Genomic DNA, 16,355 nt, shown 5'->3' with positions numbered 1-16,355 from the left:
CTTATATAACACCCCTCTTTCAAAACTATTTATAGCATATTGATTAATATTTCAGGTCTTCCCCAATTCATTTCTTCACAAACGAATCTAAGTTTTTCTTCATCCATTGTGTGTAATCCTTCTTCTAGTAAACATGAAATTGGAACTTCACAATGAATTTGTGCCAATTGTAATGAAATATTTAAGTTCTCTAAATCACTTTCAATCTTTGTGCGCTGCGCTTTCGTTAATGTTGCTACATTTTCTAGTACGGTTGCTACTGTTCCATGCTCTTGAATCAATTTATACGCTGTCTTTTCGCCGATACCTTTTACACCTGGGTAATTATCACTCGTATCTCCCATAAACGCTTTCGCATGCACGATTTGCCACGGCTCTACGCCTTTTTCTTCCGTGATTTTCTCTGGTGTGTAATATTCGTAATTTCCAATTCCTTTGCGCAAGAGCATAACTGTAACGTTTTTATCAACAAGCTGAAGTAAATCCGTATCGCCTGTTAAAATATAAACTTCCGCTTCATTACAGTATTGTTTTGCAAGCGTACCAATACAATCATCCGCTTCATACCCTTTCATACCGATAACTGGAATAGACAATTTCGCAGTCATTTCTTGAACTAAATCAAATTGCGGAATTAATTCTTCAGGCGGCGCTACACGATTCGCTTTATAATTCGAGAACGATTCTGTTCTAAATGTCGTACTACCCATATCCCAGCATGTTACGATATGTGTCGGTTCAATTGCTTGCATAGCTGTTAATAAATGTTTCATATAACCATGAATCCCATTTGTAGGGGTACCATCTTGTCGTTTCATAAATTGTCCGTAGACACTTGTTGCGTAAAAAGCACGAAATAATAGTGCCATACCATCAACTAATAATACTTTTTTCATAATCCCTCTCCTACCAAAAAAATAATAACCCCACGTCATCACGTAAGGTTATATAAATAGATTACCATTCTACGTTTTTTCAACTTTGTCTATTATACATTGTTTTTGTATATTTAGCATCATTTACACATTAAGACGTTCTACTACAACAAGTATGAAGAATTCCTGTATACGTATTTTTCCCAGTCGAAACAACTACAGCCTTTGCATTTCCGCCAACAATATGAGTCCCTTTGAAACATACGTTTTCAAGTTCAAGTGGATTATAGTCTTTCATTCGTTTTAAAGGAATAAATCGTTTACGCTCAAGGTGATAGCAACTTTCAAATTTCTCAATACTTGCATCTTTTCCTGTTAGCACGGATTCATTTACTAATAAATCATTCGCGTAAATGATACGTACATCTGCTGGTACTGTATCACCTTCTGAAAGAAAAATCATATCCCCAGGAACAAGCTCTTGTACTGGCACATTCATCATTTTTAATTCACCGTTTAAACCTGTTACACTAGAACATTCTACTCGAGACACAGTAATTTTCTCACATTGTAATCCATCACGCACATGTTGTTTTGAAAAACCTGGAATCATTCCACTTAGCTTCATCATTACTTCCGCAATACGCGCTCTTTTTGAAATTAATTCGTTTCGGCCGTATACTTGAATGCGTTTTTGTGCCTCTTTCATAGATAATCCGTCTCTTGTTGTTTTAAAATACGCAAATACAGATTTTACATCTCTCGTTGCGATTTCAATTAATAAATCTTTATTTTTTTGAAGCATTGTTTGTTCTTTCATTGATTTTTTACTTAATTTATATGACGTGTTACCCACAGTTTTGTTTGCATATAACATATTATCGTCTCCTCCTGTACAACATAGGAAGAAACGCTTTGTTTCTCAATTTATCCACTTTACCGTAACAGTGTTTAGCGCTTAAACATACATATAAACGCTACATTATGATAAATATAGAGGGAGGAACAAGTCGTTTCCTGCCTACATCATATATTTTTGATTTGAAGTATATGGGTAACGGAACCGAGTCAGAATTTGACATGCTCCTCACCTCCTCGTTTAATTTTATAGTTTATACTATGAAGTTACTCATAGATTTGTAACAAAAAGACCCTTACTCCGAAAAGAGTAAAGGTCATGGCATACACAAATAAACGATTCCTAAACAATTAGAAATCTACGGACCTCTCCCTCACCGAGTTTTAGCACTGTATAGCATAGGTACATTACCAGCTACGTTAAGAAAAACCTTAATTCGATCATTCCTGTTGACCCATTGGCGTCTCTCGACATTTTTGGGCAGTAGCATTTCTCTATACAGGAGCCTCACCTAACAGAGACTTATTTTTATTACATAGAAAATGTTACTCTTATTTAAAATAGATGTCAACAGTAGCCTACAATTTTTTCGAAAGGTATGGCGAACTAACGTATATAAAATAAAAACCTTTACGTCTAAACGTAAAGGTTTTAATAAGTTATACAACCAGCAATTACAATCCCAATGGAAAGCGATAAAAACATAAGAAAAAGACCGACTGCTTGATTATCTTCTTCAAGACTTTTGTTTATATTAAAGCGTGGTGTAAGCCACTCAGCTAAATAAAAGACGATAATTTGAGCCAAAATCCCAACGGCTCCCCACGAAACCATATCAAGAAGTGAAATGGAATTAGCTGCTGTCGAATATAAAATAATAGCTAACCCAAGTAATCGTCCTCCAAGTACATAGCTTACCGCCTTATTCCCTTGGGCCATTAACTTGAATTCTTTTACTTTCGTTGTCACTTCCATGAGGAACAGACCAATGCATAAAAGGCCCAGTGTTACTGCTAAATATAATAAAAAATTAATCATATACTTTCCTCCTTTTTTATACCTACCGGTAAATAGTACGATTCATTCCCCGTAATTTTTTCCCCAGCGCGAATACCGATACTACTCGCTTTTCCAGCAATTAAAAACGAACCAAACACATACGACAGTTTCTCCATCCCTTTCTCTGTTTCCAAAGATACGACTGGAAGTTCTGTATACTTTTGAAATATCGGCAGTGACGCTTTATACGTTTGGTGTGCATTTTGAATCATAATATTTTCGTCCTTATCGCGAACGGTAATTGTGTCTCCTTCTCTACCAAATGAAGGTTTTTGAACGAAAGAACCTTTTCCCAAAAATAAATCTCGTTCTAAATATGTAGGTAACATATATTCTTTAATCCACTGTTGTTCCTCATTTGTATAAAAGGCCTTTTCTTCTGCTAACCCCCAAATAAGACACTGAATTGATTTTGGCTGAAGTAAAAATGCTGACAAAGGATTTATTATAAAAAGCTTTCCGGCTTTTACAAGTTGCAACAGTTCCACACCTACGAAGTCTCCTGTTTCAGGATCTTGATCCTCAATTAAATCTTCTATCGGATATGTTTGGCGATATAAAATATCAATCTGTACTCCATCCCTATCCACTAAAGCATCTTTTGTAATTCTAAGTTCTGACATTGGCACTACTTTATTTTCAACATGGCATAACTGACTCAAATACATAGTCGTATTCCAATCCTCAATATGTTCATGATGTGCTGTAAAAACAACATTTGGGTTATCTATTCCCTTTGTCGCTTCCATTACGGCCTTTGTAACACCAGAAGATAGTAATCGTTCTTGACCCAAGTTTGGATCATCATAGCCTAGTTTTCCACAAACTTTTCCATTCATTTGAAAGCATTCCATAATAAAAGTTGGTGTATCACTATTAAACTCAAGCATTTTAATTTGGTTATCACTTGTTAAAACGAAATCAAATCGTGAAATAACAGATTCAGGATATAATCCTTTCATTCTAATAAACGATAAGCTTGCAGGAGGATACCCAAGTTCAAGAAGCTGTTCGTCACTTAAATTCCGCAAAAGTTTAGCAGTCTTAAAAAATATTTTCCCCATTCGTTCAGTTGCTAATTGCAATTGTTTCATAGTCTGATTTGTTATAGAGAAAACATGAAACAAACTATACTCACATTCATATAAATCCGACCAAAAATTCGGATATTTCGAATAAAACGCTTTTCGTTCTCTTATGTATTGCGACATATGTTAGCCCCCAAATCCTCCCTTTGAACCGCTTCCAATTCCACCTTTAAATTCCGCAGACGATTGATAAGATTTAAACGCCGATGAATTTTTAAAAGTGGATTTATTTTGATAGTAACTCCCACCATAAAAATAATGCCCACGATAACCTGACCTACTATCATCACACTGCCATACCCCAAGTTCATCATCCCAATCCCAATCTGAACAACTATTATCATTCGGTTTTGGGGGAAGATCTTGTGCGCAGCCAAATAAGGTGCCAGTCATTAAAGACGTTACGACACCACCTACTAGCCATTTCGTTTTTGTCACCTTCGCACTCCCCTTTTTAAATTCTATTCCTATTATATAAGATAGCATGATAAAGTAGAAGAAAAAGGAAGAAGAGGGATAAAATGCGCTTAGAATATCGACTTAATGATGAAACGAAAAGATATCCTGCTTTATGGAGCTACGCAAATATTTCTAACTCTGAAATCATCGCACGCATGACGTGTGAATATTTTATAAAGGATAACAAGACATATGTTGTTACTGCTACTTCAGTAGATCCAGACGGAACAGCAGTTATATATATTCAAAAAGAAGAGTTTGCAAATGACCCTTCAGATCCTACATACTCTCACATCGGTTTTGAGGTTAGAGAACTAAGTGAAACGAGTTCAAGCATAATAGATGGGAAAGATGTATGGAACTATGAAGAAATTTTGCCATCTCTTCATTCAGACCTTATATATATTCAGCGCGACGGCATGCATATGGAGTTCGCTTTAGATTCAAGAGAGATTGATGAAGATAGAAAGTGCTATATTTATTATGGAAACTTCACAGGTGAATCCAGATAAAATAGATATATGTATGCAACAAAAAAACCTTACGTATAAAACGTAAGGTTTTTATATAGCCCCACATATGCCGTTCTCTCTAGATGTCCATAAACCTGCTCTCACAGGTGGATGCTCTCACAAATGTTTGTAACTTCCTTCTTAAAAAGATGGCATGTTAGCTACATTTAAATATTGAACTTCCATATTAAACTTATTGGTTTAAGACATGCATAAGCTACGTACACCGTAGGAATTTTATATAATGTTAGTTGAAATAAGACCCCCGCACGTGCCGCTCCTCGTAAATGTCCAAAAACCCGCTACTCGCAGGTGGATGCCCTCACAGTTACCGTACATCTTCCTCCACAAGGAAGGCTTGATGATGGTCGCTAAATATTGAGCTTCCGTATAACTAACATCGGTTTTAGACATAAATAAGTTACGTACACCGCAGGATGTATTATTTACTTGTCGTTATATTATCACATTGTTTCCAATGTGTAAAATACAAAGTTTTTCGAGCAATTTCTTGCTTGTGACCTTATTTTAATACAAATTATTTTTGCATGCAAGTGATTAATCTTCTTCTTTTGCAATTTGATTTTCTGGATAAGAAATCCAATCACTCCAGCTACCTGCATACAATTTAACATTTTGGAATCCAGCTAATTTCAATGCAAGGATATTTGGACAGGCTGTAACACCAGAACCACAATATACAATTGTTTCCTTATCTTTCGAAAGATTTCGGAATCGTTCTTGTTGCCCAGCTTCATTCTTAAATTGCCCTGATTGTACAATTCCATCCTTCCAAAAATAGTTTACTGCTGTCGGAATATGTCCTGCTTTTGGATCAACTAGTTCCTCTACACCAGCATAACGTTTTGGCTCTCTAGAATCAATTAACGTAACATCTGCACCTGCATGAATATTCTCTCTCACCGTTTCCATCGTTACAAGCATATGATCTTGTACATTTGCTTTGAATGTTTTTCGTATAGCAACAGGAATTTCCATTGTTATCGGTAGTCCATTCTCTTTCCAAGCTGGAAATCCACCATCTAATATATATACTTTCTCATGTCCTACATAGTTTAATAACCACCAGAGACGAGAAGCATTTGCACCCGCTTGACTGTCATATGCAATTACTGTCGTATGTTCATCAATACCAGCTTGTGAAAGCTTGTCTGCAAACTCCTCAATATTCGGCAATGGATGGCGACCACCATGTTCTGTTACAGGACTTGATAAATCTAAATTCAAATCAAAATATAATGCATGAAGAATATGTTCTTCCTCATACTTTTCTCTACCCCAATTAGGATTCGCTAAATCAAAACGACAATCGATTATACGGACATTCTCATCTTCTATATGCTCACGTAACCATTCGACTGTAACTATCATCTTTAACGACCTTCTTTCTCTTGCAAACGACTTACATACTCCATAACCATTTCTTCTGTAACATATTTACGCTCTAGTGTAACACCATTTTTTGCAAGATCATTAATTTGCTTTGTTACAACATTAATGACATCAACCGAAAATTCTTTCCCATTTGACGCAAGAGATACGGCTGCTTCAATAGCTGCTTCACGCTGCGCATCTAATTGTAAACATGCTTTTACACTTTCATTTTGTTTACGAGAATGTGCTGTAATTGCTTTATGTACTTCCATCTTCTCTTCCCCCTAAATAAGTTATACGTTCTCATTCAATTCCATTGCAAGCCGAATCATATCACGGCATACAATCCCATTTTCAATAATCTCTTCTTCATAATGCTTCGAAAAGTAATCAAAATCAATAGAAAAAATACGAAATCCACATTTTTGATATAAAGCAAGTTGTGAAACACTAGAATTGCCCGTACCAACTTCAAGTTTTGACATACCATATCCTTTAGCAGTTTCTACGGCGTGACTTAATAGCTGCTTTCCAATCCCTTTTCCTTGCAAATGCTCTACAACCGCAATATTCATAATTTCCATCGTCTTCGGCCTTGTTTCCAAAAGAACATATACACCGACAACTCTCTCCTCTTGCTTAGCTACATATGTTTTCCCTCTTTGTACATATGTATCAATTTGCCCCTCACTTGGATCAGCAAGCAATAATAAAGGTTTCGGTATAGCTTCTTTCGAAATATACTCTATTACTACACACATAAAAAACTCCCCTTTCTCTATTGTTCTAAACCCTCCTTGTCTACCATAAATAATAGAAAGGAGGGATTCACCATGGACAACAATGAGAAAAAGTGCAACGTCATCTCTATTGATGGAAAGAAGAAGAAAAGCGACACGTATTCCTACCCAAAATTAGTAGTAGAAAACAAAACATATGAATTTTCTTCATTCGTCTTATGCGGTGAAACACCAGACGGCAGACGCCTCGTTCTTACTCATATGATTTCTACCGATGAATTTGCTGGGTTTGTCAAATCTTTAGATACAGTATTGCAAAAGAAAATTGAACGAATCTTTTTCTCATAACGACTATATCACATAAATTTCTTTTTCAATCTCTACTAACTGCTTTTGCAATTGTTCTTTACTTTGTTCATATAGTGATACATCAATTGTTTCAGCCAATGCAAATAATACACTTTCATAATAATTCATCACATCTTGCTGCATCACTTTTTGGAATAAGTTCCATTTCAAATCCCACTCTTGCTTATAATGATGAACAAATAAATCTTTTTCATCAGCTACATAGTTTGATACGAAAGGCTCTAATACAACTTTAGCCTCTTCTTGCATGAAAGCTTTATCATTTTTTTCAAAAAAGCTTTTTTCATTTTTAAAATGCGCCAGTGCTTTTTTGAAATCTTTTATTTCAACTGAAGGGAACGGTTCTTTATGTGCAATATCTTTATATTCATAATCCACTGTTCCACTCATAGAAATTGATTCATTTTCTACTTTACAGTTCACCACAATTTCATTCTTTGCACGCTTCATCGCTTCATCTATCCATTTCTCAAGGCGTAATGATGTCGCACGCATTTCTTGTAGTAAATCATGCTGAATAAATGCCACTAATTCCATAACGCACTGTTGCAACTGCACTTTCACATTCCCATCCGTTCGCAGCGATGCTGGATTAATAAATTCAGTAAACACATCGTTATAGCGTAGGAATAGACGCTGTTGCACGTAATAAAGCAATTCTTTCACTTCATTTTGCATCGCCTGCTCTTCAGCAAGCACACTATATGATGAAATAATATGAAGTAGCTGATCACGCTCTGCTTCATATTTTTTCGTTTGCTTCTCTTTCTCTTCATTCCCCTGCTTTGCACCGTTTATCATATTTACTAAAAGCTGATCTGCGCCTTGCAATGTACCATATAAAGCATGAACAGATACGAGCATTAAATCTCTCATCATAAAGGATGTAAATGATTCCTCGAACTTAGCAACCCCAGAGTTTTGTAAAATACCGTACTTCTCTTTTTCAATATTCTTTCCTTGCTTCTCTTCAAGTGCACATAAACTTGAAATTGCAAATAAACGCGGATTTCTAATACCGTATTGCAGTAGCTGGTCTGCGATATAACCTTTTACCATTTCAAGTTCTTCTTCAGACTCTGCTAAATCGGCCGCATTAATTAAGAAGAACATTTTATCAAGTGCAAAAGTATCCTTTACACGACCAAGCTGGATTAAGAATTCACGGTCAGCACGAGAGAACACATGATTATAATACGTTACAAATAAAATAGCATCTGCGTTTTTAATATACTGGAACGCAACGTCCGTATGGCGGGCGTTAATAGAATCCGCTCCAGGTGTGTCTACAAGCGCTACTCCTTGCCTTGTTAAAGCACAATCATAATAAAGCTCCATGTACTCAACAAAACATGATTTTTCTTCATTCGCTACATAATCAGAAAACTCTTCTAATGTAACTTGTACTTGCTCCCCTAAATGAGCAGAAACCGTATCATACCCTTTTTGTACCGCTCTTAAAAAGCTAAATGTTGTTTTTTGCTTCCCAGTTGGTGAAGGATATTTCATAACTTTATCAATTTGTGCTAACGCTTCATCTAACGTAGTAATCTCATAATGAAACAACTTATAAACAGCTTTCATATCTTCTAATAGAGCTTGCTTTGATTTGAATTGAACCATTACTGTTCCGTGTGGTTTTTCCTCTGTAACCGGCAAAATTTGATTAATCGTTGCCGTCGTCGGATTTGGTGATACAGGAAGTACATTCCCACCAAGCAATGCATTGGCAAATGATGATTTCCCAGCACTAAAAGCTCCGAATAACGCTACTGTAAATTGTTTCGTTTCCACACGACGCCTTTTTTCTATTACCTCTTGCTGTACATGTTTCAGCGCTGGCAATGGCTCTAATATCGTTTCAGCTTTCTTCACTTTCTCTAATATACGCTGAATATTTAAAGCTGCTGTTCCTTTCATCTCTTCCTCACAAGCCATTACGTTATCGTTTACGCTTTCCTGCTCTTGTAGTGTGAATTTCTCACTAACAATTTGTATTTTACTTTGCAATATCTCCTCTATTTGCAAGCCTTCTGGTGTAGCAACACGCTCGTGCCAAACATTTTGCAAATAACTTTCATATGTCTCTAAATTGTTACTGTATTGCAATTGCGTTTCTTTTGCCGTTTGCAACATCATATATTTTTCAATCTCTTCTTCAATGCGTGCAACTGCTTCCTTCACCTTTTGCTTTAAAACGACTGCACTTTTATCAAAAATTTGCTGCGCTTTTGTAAAATAACGTTTCTTCAGTTCATTCGCTACATCCGCTGTATAAAGAAGTAAGTAATCACCTGTGAAACCTGCACCTTGTTTAATGACTTCAGCTAACATTTCTGGTCCAAAAGCAATTTCTAAAGCATATATGTCTTTCCCAATTTCCTCTGTGAACAATCCTTCTTCTTTTAAGAAGGCAACAATAAATTCTTTCACATGAAAATCAAGTTGCGTTTCAACAGTCTTTTGCAAAGCAGAATAAAAAGCATCTAAACGTCTCTGTTTTTCTTGCTCCGTCTTTCCTTTCGCAAACAACAAACCGACCTTAAATTTAGTTAATTTCGTTTCTAAATACGCATTTGCCAATTCTCTCATTTCAAATGGCATTAAATACGCGTTATCTAATATAGCTTGTAAGCCTTTTATAAATTCGTTTCTCACATGAGATTCTTTACTAGCCTCGCGTTGTTTAGTTTCCGTTAGCTCTTCTTTCTTTTCAACTATCTCTGAAATAGAAAGCGGCGATGCTAGCTCTTCCTCATAGTTCAAAAGAGCTTTTTCATTTTCTGAAAGAATAAATGAAAAATGTTCCCCCATTAAATATTCTGTTTCTCGCTCCATTCCATCTCTTACATACTGCACTTTTTCTTTCATAATAGAAGTAATTAATGTTTCTAAGCTCCCAATTTCATTATGTGTATGGTTCATCATTCGTAATGAAGTATAATACACTCCATCTACTTCAATATCCCAGTTAGAGAACGATTGTTTTACACTATCTTTATAATCCTCAAACGATAATTCATTTTCTTTATGTTTATCTATTTGATTTACAACGAGATAAACCGTTTTATTACGTTGTTTCAATTCTTTAACAAATTGCAAATTCACTTCCGATTGGACGTGATTATAATCCATCATATAAAAAATTACGTCTGCTAGATGCAGCGTTGATTCTGTCGCTAATTGATGGGCATCATCTGTTGAATCAATCCCTGGTGTATCAACTAACATAACACCCTCAGGAATTGGCGCATCATTCCGATAAATATGAACACCAATTACCTCATCACCGTCTTTACAAATTTGTTTTAATTCTTCAGCTGAATATGCACCATCATATTCGTACTGTTCTCCAGATTTAACTGTTACAACAACACGATCCATTCCTTTTTCAATTTTGACAACGTTAGCGCTTGTCGGAATTGGACTTGTTGGTAACAACTGCGCTTTATATAGATGATTCATCATCGTTGATTTCCCTGCAGAGAAGTGACCGCAGAACGCTATCATAAGCTGTTCTTGTTTATATTTTTGAATCACCTCAAACAACTTTACACTATTCTCTGCATCGCCGTGTTTTTGCCACTCTTCATAAAAACAAACAAGTTTTTTCATACCGTTTGTCTGTACTATGTTTGTCATCCCCTTGTTCCCCTTTATCCAAGATGTATATACTTTTTCCCGCTATTTGCGAGCTCATAATCATCAGGAGATACATCCCCTCATCGATTACAGTTTCACTTTACTATCATACTAAATTTTCAGCATATTCTCATTAAAAATAAAAAATCCCTTTCATTCTTTTTACAAATGAAAGGGATTTTATGTCATATCACTCATTTTGCTGTTCCTACTCCATTTAAAACATACTTTGCAATAACTGCATATACAGTGACTGTACCTGCTACTAATGCATATACCATACTCATGCACCAACCTTTTTTGATAATGATTATCACTTTTAAATACATTTTATCATTAAAGAGAATCATTATCAATACTTTTCATAAAGAAAGCCCCTTATAGAAAGGAGCTTTACTGCCTGTTTTGAAGAAGGTTAAAACTTGTTGTGCACTCTTATTATATCTCATAATACATATCTTAACAGTTTTAAAAATTGGAAATTACCTATATACCCTCCTCTTTACATTTTGTATAATAAAAGGGAATTACTTAACAAGGAGGAAAATAATGACACAAAATATTTCACAAGGCGAGAGGATACATTCCATAGATATTATTAGAGGAATAGCTGTACTAGGTATTTTTCTTGTTAACTGGCCAATTATCGCCGGGGTTGACTCACGTGATATTACAGGAATTTACGAAGGGATAGACAGCTATATTCGCCTATTTTACGATATGTTTATTCAAACGAAATTTTATACAATTTTTTCGTTTTTATTCGGATTAGGTTTTTATATTTTTATGAATCGTGCTGAGGCGAAAACCGATCGTCCAAAAACTTTGTTTGTTCGCCGCTTACTTATTTTATTATTATTTGGTTTCTTACACTACGTTCTTTTATGGGACGGGGACATTTTACATACTTATGCAATTACCGGATTTTTCTTATTTTTATTTTACAAGAGAAAGCCACGTACTATTTTAATATGGTCAATTGTACTATTAAGTTTCATGCAATTGTTCACATTAGTAGGTTCTCTTCTCATGTTATTAGTGCCGGTAGATGAACTAGGCCTTTCCATAGCCATTATGCCGGTAGAAAACTGGGGCTTACAAATTACAGACAGATTCCATTCTTTCTATTCTGAAGCAATAAGTAACAGTCTTATTATGCTTCCTGAAACACTAGGATTGTTTTTACTAGGATTATATGCCGGTAAAAAAGACATTTTCCGCCGTGCTAAAGAATTAGATCTAAAACTTAAAAAATGGCAAATCATTATGTTCATTTTAACATTACCGATGTGGTTTATTATGGTTTACTTCTTTATGAACAATCAACCATACACACCATTTTCACTTATGGGTATTACGATGATAAGCGGAAAGACATTGTTCATCTTCTACATTGTCACGTTAATGCGTTTATTACAAAAAGAAAGATGGCAAACATTATTACGTCCGTTCCAGTATGTTGGTCGAATGGCGTTAACAAACTACATTTCACATACAATTGTTACATTACTTGTATTTGGACTATTGTTCAAAAATGATTATCTTGCTCCATTATGGGTAGGTCCTCTATTTTGCATTAGTTTCTATACGTTACAAATCTTTATTAGCCGCTGGTGGCTGTCACGTTATCAATACGGGCCACTTGAGTACATTTGGCGTCTTGGTACGTACGGGAAAATGATGCCACTTAAAAAGAAAAGCAAGGTCTCATAATGAGACCTTGCTTTTTTACGCTTCTCTTACTGCACTTTGCATAGACACTGGCTCTTCTTTTACTTTCACTTTACGCTGCGGCACCATATTAAATACGATATTTAAAAGTACTGCTGACGCACTTCCAAGTACAATTCCGTTATCTGTTAAAATACGAATGTTTTCAGGAAGTTGTGAGAATAATGTCGGAACAACTGTAACCCCAAGCCCAATTCCGACAGAACATGCAACTATTAATAAGTTTTCTTGTTTACCAAAATCAACGCTACTTAACATTTTAATACCATATGCCATTACCATACCAAACATCGCTAACATTGCACCGCCAAGTACTGATTTCGGGATAATAGTTGTAATAGCTGCGATTTTTGGAATGAACCCAAGAACGATTAACATACCACCACAAGTATAAATAATAACGCGATTTCTTACTCCAGTTAATTGAACAAGTCCTACGTTTTGAGAGTATGTTGTATATGGGAACGCGTTAAAAATACCACCTAACACCATCGCTAATCCTTCTGCTCGATAGCCTTTTGTTAATTCTTTTTCACCAATCTTTTTATTGCAAATATCAGATAATGCGAAATATACACCTGTTGCTTCTACAATCCCTACGCAAGCAACTAAAATCATCGTAATAATTGGCGTTAATTCAAATGTTGGTGTACCGAAGTAAAATGGCTGAATACCGTGGAACCAATCCGCTTCTCCAACCGCTTGCAAACTTACTTTCCCCATAAACGCTGCAACAATTGTACCGAACAATAGACCTAGTAAAATAGAGATTGAACGAATAAACCCGTCAAAGAAACGATACATAATGATGATAAATAATAATACACCAAATGCTAACCCTAAATTCTCAAGACTACCGAAATCCTTACTTCCTACTCCCCCAGCCATATCATTAATCGCTGCTGGAACAAGTGTAACTCCAATTACGGTAACGACAGATCCTGTTACAACAGGTGGAAACAGTTTTACAAGCTTTCCAAATAATTTCGCAAAAATAACAACGAATAACCCGGCAGCAATAATCGCTCCATAAATAGAAGACACACCGTATTGTTTCCCGATTGCAATCATCGGCCCAACCGCTGTAAATGTGCAACCAAGTACAACGGGAAGTCCAATACCGAAAAAGCGATTTGATAATGCTTGTAAAATCGTCGCAACGCCGCACATTAATAAATCAATCGAGACTAAATATGTTAACTCTTTTTGATTTAAACCAAGTCCGCCGCCCACAATAAGCGGAACGATAATTGCGCCAGCATACATCGCCAGCATATGCTGCATACCAAGCGATGCGATTTTAAATGGATGTTGCTTCATCGTTTATTTCACCTCCGCAGTTTCTTGCTGTACAAATGTAACTGTGCCGTTATCAAGTGATGCAATTTCTGCTAGTGACTCAACACGAACTCCTTGTTCACGAAGCTTCTTTCCTCCATCTTGAAATGCTTTTTCAATAACAATACCAATTCCTGCAATACTTGCTCCAGCTTGCTCTACTAAACTCATTAAACCTAAAGCAGCCTGACCGTTTGCTAAAAAGTCATCAATAATTAAAACACGGTCATTTTCATCGATATGATTTCGAGATAATGAAATTTCATTCGTTTCTTGTTTCGTAAATGAATATACGTTTGCAACGTACATATTATCTTGTAACGTTAACGATTTACGTTTTCTTGCAAAGATTACTTTTACACCAAGCTCTAATGCAGCCATAACTGCTGGTGCAATGCCTGAAGATTCAATCGTTACGATTTTTGTAATGTTCTCTTCTTTGAAACGTTTAGCAAATTCTTTTCCAATCTCTTGCATAAGTACTGGGTCAATTTGATGATTCAAAAATGCATCTACCTTTAATACGTCACCAGATAAAACCTTTCCTTCGTTCAAAATCTTTTCTTGTAATACTTTCATGTTTGTTCCCCCTCTTATGCAATAAAAAACTCCAAAAGCCGCCACCACTCGTTACAAGTGAGAGACGCGCTTTTGGAGTTTCGCAAAAAAGAATGCTAAACAAGCAAATATATTCGTCCTCACTCATAGTCAAAGTATTTACGGTACTTCGGTAGAAACTTGCAGGCCATATCCCCGCGATTATATGAGTGTAGCTAACTATTTATTTTATAGAAGGATTATAACGCACTTTTTATACTTTGAAAAGCATTTATCGAAAAAACACGTACAAAATTTTAAAAAGAACTGTTTTCGTTCGAGTTTTGTAAACTCTTACATATTATTTCAAAGTGTCGTTAAAATAATCGGCCCATCTTTTGTAATCGCAATTGTATGCTCATATTGCGCTGATAATTTCCCGTCCATCGTTCTTGCAGCCCATCCATTTAAATCTACTTTCGAATATCGCATACCTACATTGACAATAGGCTCAATTGTAATTACCATTCCTTCTTGTAGTTCAGGCCCTTGTCCTTGTTTCCCAAAATGAAAAATTGCTGGTTCTTCATGAATCTCTTTACCAATCCCGTGCCCCGTAAAGTCTCTTGCAACCGAAAAACCTTCAGTAGCTACATAACTTTCAATTGCATAGCCAATGTCTCCTACATGATTACCGATTACCGCCTGATCAATCCCTTTATATAAAGCATTCTCAGCTACTAACAATAACTTTTCTGCTTCATCAGAAACATTTCCAATTCTATACGTCCAAGCAGAATCTGAAAGACCACCATTTAAGTTTACTACCATGTCAATTGTTACAATATCTCCCTCAGTTAAAGGAACATCGGCGGGAAACCCATGGCACATTTCAGCATTTACAGATGCACATATCGCATATGGATACCCGTTGTAACCTTTCTGCTGAGATGTTGCACCATGCTTTTCTAAATAAGTTTCAACAAACGTATCAATTTCTTTTGTCGTAATACCTGGTTTCATCATTTTGGCAATTTCCCTATGACATGAAGCAAGTAATTTCCCAGATTCATGCATCAAATCTATTTCATTTTTCGTTTTAATTGTAATCATTCTACCTCTCCTTGCTAAACCTGCTATTTGCTACTAAAGTTCAATCATACACATCCTCTGTCAAAATTTCAAAACTCTCAATTACAACAAGTACAAAAATATGTATCCTATACTTCTAAATCAAAATAAAGAAACAGAAGATCCCCTCTGTTTCTTAATCATTTTTACATATATAATTCATTTTCAAAAACTCAAAACAACTACCATTTGTTTTCTGTATAAACGTTCCAACAGCTTCAAATCCTGCTCTTTTATACACTTTAATCGCTCTCTCATTACATGTCGCTACTGATAGTGTTATATAATTGCAACCATATTTTTCTTTACTAAAAGCTAGTCCAGCGTTTACGAACTGTAAACCAAATCCATTTCCAGTTATATCAGGTCTCATTCCAAGACCTATATCAACCGTTCCATCATTTATTTTACAAACAGTAAAAAAACCAATGAGAGCGCCGTTTTCCTTCACAGAAAATGTATGATTTCCTCTACTCTCATCATGTAAAAACTCAGCTAAATCTTCTTCATCTGCACCTATATCGTAAAAGGAATACCTCCCTTCATAATGCCAGTTATATGCAATTTCTTCTGCTTCTTCTTGCGTCATTACTGTATATGTATAATCCATTCTTCTATCC

The 16,355-nt window shown here is 35.7% G+C and carries 16 protein-coding genes, 2 other RNA genes and 2 riboswitches; of the genes, 3 read left to right on the top strand and 15 right to left on the bottom strand.

Annotated elements, in window-relative coordinates:
* Nucleotides 1–29 precede the first annotated feature (29 nt).
* The 5 genes from DM800_RS17660 to DM800_RS17640 form a co-directional block, all read right to left on the bottom strand.
* Nucleotides 30–896 (bottom strand): 5'-3' exonuclease, encoded by an 867-nt coding sequence (locus DM800_RS17660; RefSeq protein WP_147787282.1) that lies wholly within the window; start codon nucleotides 894–896, stop codon nucleotides 30–32.
* Between the two features lie 130 nt (nucleotides 897–1,026).
* Nucleotides 1,027–1,752, bottom strand: coding sequence for a P-type ATPase actuator domain-containing protein (locus DM800_RS17655; RefSeq protein ID WP_000964966.1), 726 nt, complete (start codon nucleotides 1,750–1,752; stop codon nucleotides 1,027–1,029).
* 342 nt (nucleotides 1,753–2,094) lie between these two features.
* A riboswitch (M-box (ykoK) riboswitch) is annotated at nucleotides 2,095–2,260 on the bottom strand.
* A 125-nt stretch (nucleotides 2,261–2,385) separates the two neighbouring features.
* On the bottom strand, nucleotides 2,386–2,772 hold the full coding sequence (locus DM800_RS17650; protein WP_147787281.1) for a DUF350 domain-containing protein: 387 nt from the start codon (nucleotides 2,770–2,772) through the stop codon (nucleotides 2,386–2,388).
* Nucleotides 2,769–4,004, bottom strand: coding sequence for a glutathionylspermidine synthase family protein (locus tag DM800_RS17645; protein WP_088062737.1), 1,236 nt, complete (start codon nucleotides 4,002–4,004; stop codon nucleotides 2,769–2,771). The genes DM800_RS17650 and DM800_RS17645 overlap by 4 nt, the downstream gene beginning before the upstream one ends.
* Before the next feature lie 3 nt (nucleotides 4,005–4,007).
* Nucleotides 4,008–4,319 carry a hypothetical protein gene (locus tag DM800_RS17640; RefSeq protein WP_000169026.1) on the bottom strand — a complete coding sequence of 104 codons (312 nt, stop codon included), beginning with the start codon at nucleotides 4,317–4,319 and terminating at the stop codon, nucleotides 4,008–4,010.
* Between the two features lie 83 nt (nucleotides 4,320–4,402).
* Between DM800_RS17640 and DM800_RS17635 the strand changes: the two genes are divergently transcribed.
* Entirely contained in the window at nucleotides 4,403–4,852 is a 450-nt protein-coding gene (locus tag DM800_RS17635) for a hypothetical protein (protein WP_147787280.1), read from the top strand.
* A 54-nt stretch (nucleotides 4,853–4,906) separates the two neighbouring features.
* On the opposite strand, the gene ssrS (DM800_RS17630) is transcribed toward DM800_RS17635, so the two are convergent.
* The 5 genes from ssrS (DM800_RS17630) to DM800_RS17610 all read right to left on the bottom strand — a co-directional run bounded on the left by ssrS (DM800_RS17630) (nucleotide 4,907) and on the right by DM800_RS17610 (nucleotide 7,008).
* Nucleotides 4,907–5,090: non-coding RNA, 6S RNA (gene ssrS / locus DM800_RS17630), on the bottom strand.
* A gap of 21 nt (nucleotides 5,091–5,111) precedes the next feature.
* A non-coding RNA gene (gene ssrS / locus DM800_RS17625) (6S RNA) lies at nucleotides 5,112–5,294 on the bottom strand.
* A gap of 116 nt (nucleotides 5,295–5,410) precedes the next feature.
* Nucleotides 5,411–6,244: a sulfurtransferase gene (locus tag DM800_RS17620; RefSeq protein WP_000637539.1), complete on the bottom strand. Its 834-nt coding sequence runs from the start codon at nucleotides 6,242–6,244 to the stop codon at nucleotides 5,411–5,413.
* A 2-nt stretch (nucleotides 6,245–6,246) separates the two neighbouring features.
* The gene (locus tag DM800_RS17615) at nucleotides 6,247–6,519 is read right to left on the bottom strand and encodes a YpbS family protein (protein ID WP_000451816.1); all 273 of its coding nucleotides are present in this window, start codon (nucleotides 6,517–6,519) and stop codon (nucleotides 6,247–6,249) included.
* Nucleotides 6,520–6,540: 21 nt separating this feature from the next.
* A complete protein-coding gene (locus DM800_RS17610) occupies nucleotides 6,541–7,008 on the bottom strand; it encodes a GNAT family N-acetyltransferase (RefSeq protein WP_087985571.1) in 468 nt (155 codons plus the stop codon).
* A gap of 72 nt (nucleotides 7,009–7,080) precedes the next feature.
* Here DM800_RS17610 and DM800_RS17605 point away from each other — a divergent pair, with 72 nt between their 5' ends.
* Nucleotides 7,081–7,335 (top strand): DUF3931 domain-containing protein, encoded by a 255-nt coding sequence (locus DM800_RS17605; protein WP_000369740.1) that lies wholly within the window; start codon nucleotides 7,081–7,083, stop codon nucleotides 7,333–7,335.
* A 3-nt stretch (nucleotides 7,336–7,338) separates the two neighbouring features.
* Here the strand turns inward: DM800_RS17605 and DM800_RS17600 are convergent, their stop codons facing one another.
* A complete protein-coding gene (locus DM800_RS17600) occupies nucleotides 7,339–10,998 on the bottom strand; it encodes a dynamin family protein (RefSeq protein ID WP_147787279.1) in 3,660 nt (1,219 codons plus the stop codon).
* A 549-nt stretch (nucleotides 10,999–11,547) separates the two neighbouring features.
* Here DM800_RS17600 and DM800_RS17595 point away from each other — a divergent pair.
* On the top strand, nucleotides 11,548–12,711 hold the full coding sequence (locus DM800_RS17595; protein WP_147787278.1) for a DUF418 domain-containing protein: 1,164 nt from the start codon (nucleotides 11,548–11,550) through the stop codon (nucleotides 12,709–12,711).
* A 15-nt stretch (nucleotides 12,712–12,726) separates the two neighbouring features.
* Here DM800_RS17595 and pbuX read toward each other — a convergent pair whose 3' ends face one another.
* The 4 genes from pbuX to DM800_RS17570 form a co-directional block, all read right to left on the bottom strand.
* On the bottom strand, nucleotides 12,727–14,049 hold the full coding sequence (gene pbuX / locus DM800_RS17590; protein ID WP_088608767.1) for a xanthine permease PbuX: 1,323 nt from the start codon (nucleotides 14,047–14,049) through the stop codon (nucleotides 12,727–12,729).
* Between the two features lie 3 nt (nucleotides 14,050–14,052).
* Entirely contained in the window at nucleotides 14,053–14,646 is a 594-nt protein-coding gene (locus tag DM800_RS17585) for a xanthine phosphoribosyltransferase (RefSeq protein ID WP_000866483.1), read from the bottom strand.
* A gap of 106 nt (nucleotides 14,647–14,752) precedes the next feature.
* A riboswitch (purine riboswitch) is annotated at nucleotides 14,753–14,854 on the bottom strand.
* 116 nt (nucleotides 14,855–14,970) lie between these two features.
* Entirely contained in the window at nucleotides 14,971–15,717 is a 747-nt protein-coding gene (locus tag DM800_RS17575; protein ID WP_147787277.1) for a type I methionyl aminopeptidase, read from the bottom strand.
* 154 nt (nucleotides 15,718–15,871) lie between these two features.
* Nucleotides 15,872–16,345 carry a GNAT family N-acetyltransferase gene (locus DM800_RS17570; RefSeq protein ID WP_147787276.1) on the bottom strand — a complete coding sequence of 158 codons (474 nt, stop codon included), beginning with the start codon at nucleotides 16,343–16,345 and terminating at the stop codon, nucleotides 15,872–15,874.
* Nucleotides 16,346–16,355: the final 10 nt, after the last annotated feature.

The sequence above is a fragment of the Bacillus sp. AY18-3 genome (assembly GCF_008042305.1).
Classification (GTDB): Bacteria; Bacillota; Bacilli; order Bacillales; family Bacillaceae_G; genus Bacillus_A; species Bacillus_A wiedmannii.
The sequence above is the reverse complement of the archived record's forward strand: the minus strand, read 5'-3'. Positions and strand labels throughout refer to the sequence as shown.